Raw genomic sequence first — 12,742 nt, 5'->3', positions numbered from 1 at the left:
CGTTTTATTACTACTGTATATTTAATGAAATAATTAAATTCTAATTACGGTAAATAAAAACGCCTGAACGATTATTTTTTACTTTTCCTTTTTGGTAAGTTAACTCACCATTTACAAATACACTTTCTATTCCCTCAGCAACTGAAATAGGATTTTCAAATGTTGCTGTGTCTTTAATACTCTTTGGATCAAATAAAACTAAATCAGCAAATGCGTCTTGGCGAATCTCACCTCTTCCCGCGAGGTTGTAGCGCTTCGCAGACATTCCGGTCATTTTGTGAATCGCTTCTGGCAGCGCGAACAGTTTTTCATCTCGGCAGTAGTGACCCAACACTTTCGGGAAGGTGCCCCACAACCTTGGGTGTGGATGCGGGTCATTTGGTAAACCATCAGAACCAACCATGGTCAGCTTGTATTTCAATACGCGCTTTACGTCGTTCTCATCCATGCAGTGGTAAACCGCACCGGCTGGTTGAAGCGCTTTTGCTGCGTCCATCAGTGGTAGGTTCATCTCATCAGCAATCTGCTTAAGCGTTTTGCCTGCATGTTCAGGCTTTGCTTTAGACCAAGTGATGAAGATGTCGAAATCGTCTGTAACCTGTTTCAGATCTAATGTCGAAGAGCTGGCTGAGTATGGGTAGCAGTCGCAAGACACATCTTGGTGCTCAGAAACCTTGTCCATCAAATCAAGTACTTCAACGGTTCTGCCCCAGTTGCCCGCACCTGCACATTTAAGGTGAGAGATAACAACGGGCACTTTCGCGTATTGCCCGGTCTCAAACGCCTCTTCCATCGCGCTTAAGATCTCTTCGAATTCGGTACGCATATGCGTGGTATAGATACCGCCATGACTAGACAGCACTTTCGCTAACTGCATCACTTCATTAGCGTTGGCTTGTTTCGCGCTTGCGTAAGCCAAACCTGAACTCAAACCCAATGCACCCTGCTCCATCGCTAAATCAAGGTTGGTTTGCATGGCTGCAATTTCTTCTTCGCTTGCGGTGCGCTGTAGATCGTCCATCACTTGGTTACGCAGTGTGGTGTGGCCAACTAACGCTGCTACGTTCACCGCTGGTTGCGCTTGCTCTACGGCTTGTGCATACGCGGCAAAGGTTGGGTATTTGAAATCAGCCTGCGCGCCTAATAGATTCATTGGGTCAGGTGGATCGCCCGCCAAAACCGTTGGCGATGCGCTGATGCCACAGTTGCCAACAATCACGGTCGTCACACCTTGGCTGATCTTTGGTAGGCAGTCTGGGTAACGAATTACATTGGTATCGTCATGTGTGTGTACATCGATGAATCCAGGAGCCAATGCTAAGCCTGCTCCCTCAACCAACTGGCTACAATCTTCATGATCGATTTTGCCAATTTCAGCGATTTTTCCATCTCGGATTGCTACATCGGCACAAAACGATTGTTCGCCGGTGCCATCAAACACCTCTACATTTTTAATTATCGTATCGAACAACATTTCTCACTCTCTCAATCCACTCTGTTGATGGAGCTATATTAGAAATCCAGCCGATTATTTTCAGTGACAAAACACACATAATATTTTAATTTGTGTGATAGTTTCTATCACAAAGCACACTACGGATATATTTAAACATTAAATAACAACCACTTAAATCATGTTAGGAATCAGCAATGAAACATAACCCTGCGCAAAAAGATGTTATAAAGTATCAAAAAGATAGTTTCATCTTGACTGAAAAAGGCCAAAAAGGGAGAGCAGTATCACAATCTGAGAACGGTGTTTATCGACTAGTTGATGAAGATATTTCGCTTCCGGTAGCAATTATCAAACAATCAGCGTTGACCAATAACCTGAATTGGATGCAATCATTCGCCGATCATCACCAGGTTAAATTGTCGCCACACGGCAAAACATCGATGACACCTGGCTTCTTCCGTCAACAGTTAGAAAATGGCGCTTGGGGAATTACGGTTGCGACACCTGCACAGGCAGAAATTGCAGCAATGGCAGGCGCAAAAAGAATCATCATGGCTAACCAATTGGTAGGTAAAACCAACATGGCGATCATCGAACAGCTTATTAATGAGTTCGACGTTGATTTCTATTGCTGCGTGGATTCGTCAGTAAACGTGCAGCAACTCAACCAATATTTCGCCAACAAAAAGCAGACGCTAAAAGTTCTAATCGAGTTTGGTGTTCCGGGTGGCCGTTGTGGTTGTCGTTCACCTCAAGAAGTTCTAGAGCTGGCGCAAATTATCCAAGATATGCCTGCGCTTTCGCTAGCGGGTATTGAGGTATACGAGGGTGTGATTCATGGCGACAATGCCGAGCAAGACATTCGTACCTTCTTAAACCAAGCGCTCACTTCGGTCGAAAGCCTTGCATCAGACGGCTTAATGACCGGTCAACCTATCATTACTGGCGCAGGCTCGGCTTGGTATGACGTGGTGGCAGAATGCTTGGCGAACCTAACGGATTATTTAGCGATTATCCGCCCAGGCTGCTATGCCATTCACGATACTGGGATCTACCTAGATGCCCAAAGCAAGGTATTGCAACGTGCGCAAGTAAACCAAGGTTACGCGTGTGAGTTGGGGGGAGATTTAGAATCGGCACTTGAAGTGTGGGCGTATGTGATCTCTCGTCCGGAGCCAACCAAACTGGTGATCGGGCTAGGTAAGCGTGATGTGGCCTTCGATGCGGGCTTGCCTATTGCTGAGCGTGGCTATCGCAATGGTGAAGCTATCTCAGTAAAAGGTCTCACCGCGACGGCTGTGATGGATCAGCATACCTTTGTTGAAACGGACAGTTCTGCTGAGATTGAAGTGGGCGACATGATTGCGTTTTCTACCTCACACCCATGTTTAACCTTCGACAAATGGCGCTACATTGCCATCAGCGATGACGATTATCAGGTAAGCCACTGGGTAGAAACCTGCTTCTAGTTCGATTTTTCAATAAGCTAGAATCAGCGAAGCAATCAGATATACTAACGGGGCTAAGGCTTAGTTTTAAATGGATTAGCACTAAATGGCTAAAAAGCTTGGTTGTTACGAGAGAGGTTCTTTCGAACTAGGTTCTTAAAAACTAAGCAATACGATTAGCCCCATCAACAAAGGATCAGGATTCTTGAGTTTAGAAGTAGATATCATTTCACAGATAACCGAGCGTTTTCCCGCTCTTCGTGATGCAGAGAAAAAAGTCGCCAAGCTGATCATGGACGACATTGATTTTGCTGCCAATGCCAGTATCACAGAGCTTGCTGAAGGAGCTCAGGTCAGTGAAGCCACGATAACCCGTTTTGCTAAGGCGATCGGCTGTAACAACGTACGTGATATGAAGATCAAGCTTGCTCAAACCCTAACGGTTGGCCAGCGCTTTATTCTCGAACCGGTTAACCAAACTGGCTATCAAGGTATCTACGAGTCAATCAAGCAGAGCCTCGACATCAACCGTACTCTATTCAAAGAGCAAGATGTTGAAACTGCAGTAAACTGGCTGCATAACGCCAGGCAGATCATTGCAATCGGCATGGGTGGCGGCTCAACTATAGCCTCTCAAGAGCTGCAACACCGACTATTTCGTTTAGGCTATCCTGTGGTGTCATACAACGATGGCTTAATGTCACGCATGGTTGCCGCAACAGCCGATGCTAATGATGTGATGGTGATGATTTCCGCGACCGGTTTCACGCCTGTGATCACCGAAACCGCAGAGCTAGCTAAGCAGTATGGGCTTAAGATCATCGCGATTACCCCACAAGACACACCACTGGCAAAGATTGCAGATATCTTGCTACCTATCAAACACATGGAAACCGACTTCATCTACAAACCATCGGCATCTCGCTACGCAATGTTAGCCTTAGTGGATGTGCTTTCTATGGGTATGGCGGTCAATCACAAGAACCGCTCGCGCGATAAACTGCGCCGCTTGAAGGTTGCACTCGATTCCTACCGAGGCGGCGGCGACCGACAACCTCTCGGTGACTAACGAATCAAGGACAGAATGAGCTTAAATGCTGGTGTGCGACAATCTTTCACCAATTCGTATAAGCTCATTTCCAATCCTGTGATTTGGATACCAGCATCCGTTAGTCGGCGGATTGCCAGATTCTTGTTGAGGGCCGTTCTTGAACTAATACAATCACTGACCACCTGCACCTTGTACCCAAGATCTAACAACCCTATTGCGGTTTGATAGACACAAATATGAGCCTCGATACCACACACTAACCAAGTATCCACGTCCTTGGCTTGCACCGCCTCAACAAATTTAGGTTCGTCACACGCGTTGAAAGTGAATTTCGGTATCAGCTTAGCATCACTCAACAGGTTATTCAGTTCATCGACTGTAGCACCTAGCTTCTCGGGATTCTGTTCCAAACTAATAATTGGCAGATCCAAAGCCTGCGCTCCTTGAATTAACTTCCCACAGTTAGAAATCAGCGAATCGCTGTCATCGACGAGGCGTGCGAGCTTGCCTTGTACGTCCACAACCACCAAGCCTGTGTTTTGTCTCATTAGCATGTGTATTCCTTGTTTTGGGCAGCCTAACTCACTACGTAATCTGATGTGTATTTTTTCTACTATGTAACGATTCAGCTTACAAAGCCATACAGTAATACATACAAGACTACGGAATAATACTCACCAACGGTCGAAAGGTCGAAATACAACAATGATTGATACTGGCATGACATTTAAGAGTGAGTAACAAAGATGAACAAGATAACAAAATCAGCATTAGCACTGGGTTTAATCAGCGCGGTTTCTCTTCCAGCTTTAGCAGCAGGCACTGACGGCGGCGCTTACATAGGTGGCGGTCTTGGCGTATACCAAGGTTCTGACACAGACGGTCAAGGTAGTTTAGATTCAGACGGTATGGGCTACAACCTATACGGAGGCTACCAATTCAACCGTATCGTTGGTGTTGAACTTGGCTACAACGATTACGCAGATTACAAAAAAGGGGCTGCAAAACTGTCTCCAACGTCTGTTTCTTTGTCAGCAAATCTTGGTTACACATTCGACAACACAATCCGCCCATTCGTATTGGCAGGTTTAAGTTCTGTTGACCTAAACGCAAATACCGCAGCTCTGTATGCTGACGATAGCGGTACGGGTTTCCACTTTGGTGTTGGTGTTGAATACACGCCAGTTGAACACCTAACACTTCGTCTAATTTCGCAAGCAGATGCAGTAAGCGTAGAGAACGACTACGGTTTGTATAAAGAAGACAAAACACTTGCCTTCAACAGCATTAGCTTCGGTGGTTCATACAACTTCTAATGTGATTGAGCCACATAGAATAAGCTGAACTTACTAATTCACTTTGCTGTTCCACCTTGTCATGAAGGTCACTCAGTAAAGTGAATTTTTGTATCTACACACCTATCGCGTCATTTCACTTTAGTCGGTTTATCGCCGCCTATCTGAGCTTTATGCGTTGATATTAGAGCTTTCTTGGTAGCCAGACTAAAATAAAGGGATAAGAGACGCAGGAAAATAAGACCTATGAATCTACCAAGCTTAAACATCTCGATAAACAAGCTGCCTTTTGTGTTGGCCGTGTATTACCTGCTTGTCATCAACCTACCTCTCACCCAAGAACTGTTTAGTATTGTTCAAGCATCGAAGTCTGAAAGCATTGCGTTTCTTATCTCCATTCCTATCTTCTTCCTTGCTGCCTTTAATTTCATCTTCCAAGTATTCAACTGGCCTATCTTCTCTAAGCCGTTTTTCATCTTATTGCTGATCACCTCAACCTTAGTCAGCTACAGTATGTTCAATTACGGCATATTCGTCGACTACGGCATGATAGAGAATGTGTTTGAGACCAATAGCGGTGAAGCAACCAGTTATATCAGTGGTCACTCGATATTATGGCTACTAACGATGGGCGCTATTCCATCACTCATCCTGTTGTTTACCAAACTTGAAAAAGAGTCTTGGAAAGATTTCTTTGTCTGGAAATCGATTGGCTTACTTTCTTCTTTGATCGTCATTGCGATTATTGCCGGGCTTTTCTACAAAGATTACGTTTCGATTGGCCGCAATAACTCGCATATCAAAAAGATGATTATCCCAACCGAATACGTGGCATCAACGGTTAAATACATCAATAACACCTACATAAAAGAGCCTATCCCTTATCAAGAGTTAGGGTTAGATGCGCAGCTAAAACCAGAAGCGAAACAAGCAGAAAAACCAACCTTACTGGTGTTTGTTCTTGGTGAAACCGCACGTGTATACAACTACCAATATTATGGCTATGAGAGAGAAACCAACGCTCATACCAAGCCATACAACCCGATATTTTTCTCTGATGTTCAGTCGTGCGGAACAGCCACTGCGGTTTCTGTTCCGTGTATGTTCTCGAACATGAATCGCAGCAACTACGATCGCGACAAAGCTTACAACCAAGATAACGTGGTCGATATTATGAACCGTGCAGGTATTCACTCTATCTGGCGTGAGCATGATGGGGGAGACAAAGCCGTCGCACATCGAATCAAAGAGATGACTCTCGTTGCCAAAGACAGCGACCCGCTGTGCAATAACGATGTATGCTACGACACGGCAATGTTAGAGAACTTTGAGCAAGATACTCAAGATCTTAAGCAAGATAGCATCATTTTCTATCACATTTCGGGTTCTCACGGCCCAACTTATTTTGAACGTTACCCTGACGATCATAAGAAATTCACACCAGACTGCGCTCGCGCCGACATTGAAAACTGCACCAAAGAAGAAGTGGTTAATACCTACGACAACACCATCTTGTACACGGATTTCTTTCTCTCACAGGCGATTCAGAAACTGGAGAAACTGACCGACAAGTACAATGTCGCGCTGATGTATATCTCGGATCACGGAGAGTCTTTAGGGGAGAATGGCGTGTACCTTCATGGCATGCCCTACTCACTGGCACCAAAAGAACAAACCCACGTACCGATGATCCTATGGATGTCTGATGGTTTTGCTGCGCAGAAAGGGATAAGCGAGACCTGCTTAAGAAAGGCGGGGAAAGAGCAGAGCTTTTCTCACGATAACCTGTTCGACTCCTTGCTTGGCCTGATGGACGTGCAAACCAACGAATACCGAGCGAGCCAAGACATCTTCGCACCGTGTCGGTAGTGCTTTTGCTTATGTAAACCATCGGAAAGCTCGAGTTGCCTGAACAAACTGAAAAAAAGAATAGAAATACGTACCTATTTTCTATCATTGCGGGTATTTTCCTCCCTGCTGGGTTTTTCACCGGTTTACTGGGTGTCAATATTGCAGGGATACCCGGAACAAATAACCCAATAGCAATCCCACCATTTTACGTTGGGCTACTCGTGGCCGTAGAGCCAGAGGTCGTTATTTTGAAAAATGAGGTTTATTTAATGATTGAGTTTTTGCAATCCAATATGTGGCTTAAACAAGTAAGTTTAGGTTTACTTCTTATCACTGTGTATTGGGTGATAAAACGCTTAGGGAAAAACTGGATAGAAACATTAGCGGAGAACAAGCGTGTCGAGTTGAAGCGAAAGCAGTTCGTGATTAAGTGTTTCAATATCGTTCTGTTTTTACTCTTCATCGCTGTGTTTACGATTGTTCTTAACTTGGGCTTTGGTGATATTTCACTATTCTTGTCATCCATATTTGCGGTGCTGGGTGTCGCTTTATTCGCGCAATGGTCGATTCTAAGTAACCTAACAGCCAGCGTACTAATATTTTTCGTATTCCCTTATCGCATTGGTGATAGAGTAAGGGTCGCAGAGAAAGACGAAGACATCAGCGGTGTGATCATCGATATCACCATGTTCCACGTTATTCTTCGACACAGTTCGGGCAACATCATCACCTACCCTAATAACCTGATCCTACAAAAAGGCGTGATAAAAGTTTTGTTTGAACCTGAAGCAAAAAGTGAAGCAAGTGATTCTGAGCTAATCAAAACTAAAAATTCAAAATCATAAGATCTACTGGTGCCTTAGATATCGGCAAGTCAAATAGACAGGCACAGCGAACTGACACGCAAGGTGCTGGGGGTGCTTGGTTCAACGCCGATTGCAGAGCTTGGCAACAAACTGTTTTGCTCACAACGAACCTTAGAGAGAAGCTTTAACAAGGTGACTGGCCTCACGCTAAAACAGTGCCAATCAATAAACAGACTCGAGGCAATGCTCGAATACCTTTATAAGAGAGAATTTAATGACACTGATTGGCTAGACGTTGCCTTTCAGTTTGGGTTTAGCGACCAACTGCACCTAATTCGTTACCTTAAGAAAACCATTGGCCTAACACCCAATACTTATGCCAAACAAGGGGGATTAACTATAGACGTTTATGGCGGGGTCAGGTCAGAATAACGAACTGCCACTACGACACTCTCTGTCTATTGTGTCCCATTCACAGCAAGTTTTGTTGAGTTTAGAATTGCGACTCCATATACTGAAAACACCATCAGTCGGAGGGCAATAATGAATAATAAAAACAAACACATAGTTTTAATTCATGGTCTGTATATGCCTGCGTTGATCATGCAATATCTAGATAGAAATTTCAAAAAACGCGGCTTCACTACCCACAAGTTTGCCTACAACTCGCTGCGTTTCCCTTCTGCGGCTAAACGCCTTAACCGCTTCGTGAATGCACGCTTTGATGAACACGATGAGGTTTATTTCTTTGGTCACTCGCTCGGTGGCTTGCTGATCCGCCACTACTTTAAGTTTTACCAGCCCGACTTTGCCGACACCTGCATCATTACCGCGGGAACTCCACACAACGGCGCAACTATCGCGAAAACGCTGTCAAATCATGGCCTCGGATTTATATTTGGTTCGAGCAAGATGATCTTAAGCGATGGCTTGGGTGATTATGATATTGACGTGCCGATTGGTGTGATTACAGGTACTTATGATGCGGGTGTCGGTCGCATTGTATTGGGCAGAAACCCTGGTGATGGCACTGTGACACTTGAAGACGCTAACCTGCGAGGCGCAACAGACACCTGCGCACTCAAGCTCAATCACACTGCACTGGTGTATTCTAAGGAAGTAGTCTCACTCTCAACTCAATTCATCGAACACAGGGCTTTCAAGAGCGCCTCATAGCTTTTGTAAGTTAGCTCTTGTATCTAGCTTTGGTTTTTTTCTGTCTTCTTACTTCTGATAGACCAATTCAAAGATAAGCTAATACAAAAATACCACTCTTCAATGAGAGTGGTATTCGAAGATTGATTACTAGAAATGAGTGCTTGTTACAGACGATTTACTCGCGTTGGTAAGAACACCTCACCCAACATGCATCGCACCGAACCACCACCAATGTCTTCGATCGTTTTCACGTTAAATGGTAGTAGCTTACCGTGTGTCGAAAGTTGTGCGAGTTGAGCTGGGGAGAAAGCGTCGTAAGCCGATTGAGACATCGCGATCACTTTGTCGCCATTCACGGTTTCAAGCTGGAGGATGTTGCCGCAGAAACGGTTCATCTGATCGATTGAAATAGAGATAACCTGCTTATCTTTAGCAAGCGACTTCACCACAAAACGGCGCTCAAACTCTGGGATCACTTCATCACAGATCACGCAGAAATTATCACCAATCGCCATCATCACATTGGTGTGGTAGATCGGCTGACCAGACGGCAGTGCTGTTTGGAATGACACCACGCGAGAATAACCAATGCGCTTCGCGTAATCTTCTAATACTTCGCGGTCACAACGTTGAGAGAGTGCCGCGTAGATAGTCTTATTGATATGGTCGATCACCATCACGCCAGTGCTCTCAAGGTATGAACCTTGTGTGATATAAGACTCTAGAGACTCACTGTGGTTAACAATTCGACCAGACGCTTCTAAAGCTTCAATAAGGGCATTTGGCTTAACTTCATTCTGACGGTTTTCACACGCCATAGGAAAAGTGAATAAGCTTCCATCACTACAGGTACTGAACCAGTTGTTTGGGAAAACAGCATCCGGAGTTTCAACTCCCAATTCTGGGTAATCAAACTCTACAACTTGCACACCTTCTTTACGCAACGAAGCGACCATCGCCTTAAATTCGGCCATGGTTTCTAATTTGACCTCAGCTTCGGTCAGATTCACTCTGTTCTGAAACTCATTATCTTGTGCCGTTTCTTCATTAAATTTAAATTCTTTTGGCGGCACCATAACAACGCAATTGGCGTTTTGAACATTAGTAATGTGAAGTGATTTTTTGTGTAGGTTTAACATCTCAACCGTCCCTATCTTTTATTTACCTCAGAATTGTAAACAACTTGTTACGACAAGATTCACTGAAAAGAATAATGATTTGAATATTTATCCCAGACAATTCCTGCAAAACTCAGTTTATTCGGTAATTTTTACTGCAAGATAACAGCACATCAGAAAGAACCAACAGTTTGCATATGAGATGCAGGTTTTGCTGAATAAATATCCGAGCTTCATTCTCTAGCTTGCGGCGGGTTTAGGTTACAATTTAATCCATTTAGCGTTAGGATTATCACCGTTGCATAACAATCAATTACGTTTGAAATAAGCTTAACTTTTCCTGTCCGATTCAATCTAAAATACGCGTCATGAAAGACACGCTTTGGACCTTTCCTGCGACATCGCTTAAACAACGTATTAGTGTTAAACGAACTCGTGAGCCAAGTTTTTCAACCAAACGCTTAAACCAAAATCCATCGAATGGCTTAATGCTTATAAGAACGAATTGGCGCTTATATAATTTCAAGCTAAGACGCCCAATTTCAAACCGAACCTATAAAAACAAAGCTACACAGACGATGCAGTTGCTAATAGATGCATTCGTTATAAAGGGAAATCTATGTACAAAAAATTTGAAGGCTTTACTGAAGCCTTTCCAAAGGGAGAGCCGATACAACCTCCTACTGGAATACTGGCATTCTGTCGCCATTACACTCGAGGTTTTGAAAAACCGTTAATCTTGCTCGGCCTAATGAGCATGACCATCGCGATCATCGAAGTCGCGTTGTTCGGCTACATGGGCCAACTGGTTGATTGGCTATCAACCAGCAACCCAGAAACCTTCTTAGAAGATAACCAATCCACACTGATGGGGCTTGGTGTTCTGTTATTGGTCGTAATGCCGATCTTGATCAGTGTTTACTCGCTTTTGCTTCACCAAACCTTGTTGGGCAACTACCCAATGTCGATCCGTTGGTTAGCGCACCGCTATCTTTTGAAGCAAAGCTTGTCGTTCTATCAAGATGATTTTGCCGGACGTGTCGCCACTAAAGTGATGCAAACATCACTCGCAGTGCGTGAAACCGTGACTAAAATGGTTGATGTTTTTGTCTACGTGACGGTTTACTTCACTGCGATGCTATTCATGCTCGCCGAATCAGATTGGCGCTTGATGGCTCCGATGCTGATTTGGCTGTTCGTTTACATCGGTATCCAACTGCACTTCGTACCAAAGCTGAAAGATGTGTCATCAGAACAAGCCGATGCGCGTTCATTGATGACAGGTCGTATTGTTGATAGCTACACCAACATCGCGACGGTGAAATTGTTCTCACACAGTAAAAGAGAAACCGAATACGCAGAAGAAGGCATGGAAGGCTTCCTTGATACTGTGCACCGTCAAATGCGCTTGGTAACTGGCTTCAACATCTGTGTAGAGTTCGCTAACTATCTATTAGTGTTCAGCATTGCGGGTATCTCTATCTACTTATGGCTAGATAGTTCAATCACCGTGGGTGCAATTGCGATTGCAGTCAGCTTAGCTCTGCGTATTAACGGCATGTCGAAATGGATCATGTGGGAAATCGGTGGTCTGTTCGAAAACCTAGGTACTGTGATTGATGGCATCAAAACCCTGTCTAAACCTATCGCTATCGAAGACAAAAAAGATGCGAAGCCTTTGGACGTTCCACAAGGTGGTATTAACTTCGACAACGTCAGCTTTAACTACGGCGAGAACAAGGGCGTGATCAACAATCTGAACCTCAACATTAAGCCAGGTGAAAAAGTGGGCTTAGTGGGCCGTTCAGGTGCAGGTAAGTCGACCCTAGTTAACTTATTACTGCGTTTCCACGATGTAGAAAGTGGTCGCATCCTGATTGATGACCAAGAAATCTCCAGCGTTACTCAAGACTCACTGCGCAGTAACATAGGTATGGTGACTCAAGATACCTCACTGCTGCACCGTTCGATCAAAGACAACATTCTTTACGGTCGACCAGAGGCATCCGACGAAGAGGTATACGCGGCGACTAAACAAGCGCACGCTCATGAGTTTATCGAAACCCTAACCGACCCGTTTGGCAATATTGGTTACGATGCTCAAGTGGGTGAAAGAGGCGTTAAGCTTTCTGGTGGACAGCGTCAACGTGTCGCTATCTCGCGTGTTCTTTTGAAAAATGCTCCACTATTAGTTCTGGATGAAGCAACTTCTGCACTCGATTCTGAGGTAGAGGCAGCGATTCAAGAGAGTTTGATTGAGCTAATGGAAGGCAAAACGGTTATTGCGATTGCACACCGCCTGTCGACCATTGCAGCAATGGACCGTTTGATCGTACTTGACCAAGGTAATATCGTTGAAGAAGGCACGCACCAAGAGCTGATTACACAAAATGGCATCTATGCTCAATTGTGGAATCACCAAACCGGTGGCTTCATTGCCGATGATCTTGAACAGGCTACGAGCGCTTAATTTTTGTGCTATTTTAAAAGTGCGGCGTGATTCACAACAATTTGTTAATTAGTGGTAAATTACACGTGGCAGAATGTTATGTCGTAATT

Annotated in this window: 10 protein-coding genes and 2 pseudogenes; 9 read left to right on the top strand and 3 right to left on the bottom strand. The window is 44.4% G+C overall.

Annotation, left to right across the window (positions count from 1 at the left end; translation table 11 throughout):
• Positions 1 to 40: 40 nt before the first annotated feature.
• Positions 41 to 1,474: a D-aminoacylase gene (locus BCV39_RS17460; RefSeq protein WP_102431352.1), complete on the bottom strand. Its 1,434-nt coding sequence runs from the start codon at positions 1,472 to 1,474 to the stop codon at positions 41 to 43.
• A 176-nt stretch (positions 1,475 to 1,650) separates the two neighbouring features.
• Here BCV39_RS17460 and BCV39_RS17455 point away from each other — a divergent pair, with 176 nt between their 5' ends.
• Both BCV39_RS17455 and BCV39_RS17450 read left to right on the top strand, forming a co-directional pair.
• The gene (locus BCV39_RS17455) at positions 1,651 to 2,925 is read left to right on the top strand and encodes an amino acid deaminase (RefSeq protein WP_102431353.1); all 1,275 of its coding nucleotides are present in this window, start codon (positions 1,651 to 1,653) and stop codon (positions 2,923 to 2,925) included.
• A gap of 184 nt (positions 2,926 to 3,109) precedes the next feature.
• Complete coding sequence (locus tag BCV39_RS17450) at positions 3,110 to 3,973, top strand: MurR/RpiR family transcriptional regulator (RefSeq protein ID WP_102431354.1); 864 nt, start codon at positions 3,110 to 3,112, stop codon at positions 3,971 to 3,973.
• Here the strand turns inward: BCV39_RS17450 and BCV39_RS17445 are convergent.
• On the bottom strand, positions 3,970 to 4,509 hold the full coding sequence (locus BCV39_RS17445) for a hydrolase (RefSeq protein WP_102431355.1): 540 nt from the start codon (positions 4,507 to 4,509) through the stop codon (positions 3,970 to 3,972). The two genes, BCV39_RS17450 and BCV39_RS17445, sit on opposite strands and share 4 nt — an antisense overlap.
• A gap of 192 nt (positions 4,510 to 4,701) precedes the next feature.
• Between BCV39_RS17445 and BCV39_RS17440 the strand changes: the two genes are divergently transcribed.
• The 6 genes and pseudogenes from BCV39_RS17440 (at position 4,702) to BCV39_RS17420 (ending at position 9,083) form a co-directional block, all read left to right on the top strand.
• Positions 4,702 to 5,271, top strand: coding sequence for a porin family protein (locus BCV39_RS17440; protein WP_102431356.1), 570 nt, complete (start codon positions 4,702 to 4,704; stop codon positions 5,269 to 5,271).
• A 225-nt stretch (positions 5,272 to 5,496) separates the two neighbouring features.
• Complete coding sequence (locus BCV39_RS17435; RefSeq protein ID WP_102431357.1) at positions 5,497 to 7,119, top strand: phosphoethanolamine--lipid A transferase; 1,623 nt, start codon at positions 5,497 to 5,499, stop codon at positions 7,117 to 7,119.
• 41 nt (positions 7,120 to 7,160) lie between these two features.
• Positions 7,161 to 7,370, top strand: a pseudogene (locus tag BCV39_RS23030) (CorA family divalent cation transporter); the annotation flags it as partial.
• Entirely contained in the window at positions 7,371 to 7,946 is a 576-nt protein-coding gene (locus BCV39_RS17430) for a mechanosensitive ion channel domain-containing protein (protein WP_107898558.1), read from the top strand.
• Positions 7,947 to 8,339, top strand: a pseudogene (locus tag BCV39_RS17425) (AraC family transcriptional regulator); the annotation flags it as partial.
• A gap of 111 nt (positions 8,340 to 8,450) precedes the next feature.
• Positions 8,451 to 9,083, top strand: coding sequence for an acetyltransferase (locus BCV39_RS17420; protein ID WP_048660507.1), 633 nt, complete (start codon positions 8,451 to 8,453; stop codon positions 9,081 to 9,083).
• Between the two features lie 146 nt (positions 9,084 to 9,229).
• Here BCV39_RS17420 and BCV39_RS17415 read toward each other — a convergent pair whose 3' ends face one another.
• Positions 9,230 to 10,204 carry an arginine deiminase-related protein gene (locus BCV39_RS17415; RefSeq protein WP_102431359.1) on the bottom strand — a complete coding sequence of 325 codons (975 nt, stop codon included), beginning with the start codon at positions 10,202 to 10,204 and terminating at the stop codon, positions 9,230 to 9,232.
• Between the two features lie 598 nt (positions 10,205 to 10,802).
• Between BCV39_RS17415 and BCV39_RS17410 the strand changes: the two genes are divergently transcribed.
• Positions 10,803 to 12,653, top strand: coding sequence for an ABC transporter ATP-binding protein (locus tag BCV39_RS17410; RefSeq protein ID WP_102431360.1), 1,851 nt, complete (start codon positions 10,803 to 10,805; stop codon positions 12,651 to 12,653).
• Positions 12,654 to 12,742: the final 89 nt, after the last annotated feature.

It is taken from the genome of Vibrio sp. 10N.286.55.E10, assembly GCF_002872555.1.
GTDB lineage: Bacteria > Pseudomonadota > Gammaproteobacteria > Enterobacterales > Vibrionaceae > Vibrio > Vibrio crassostreae.
This window is presented reverse-complemented; position numbering and strand designations above follow the sequence as displayed.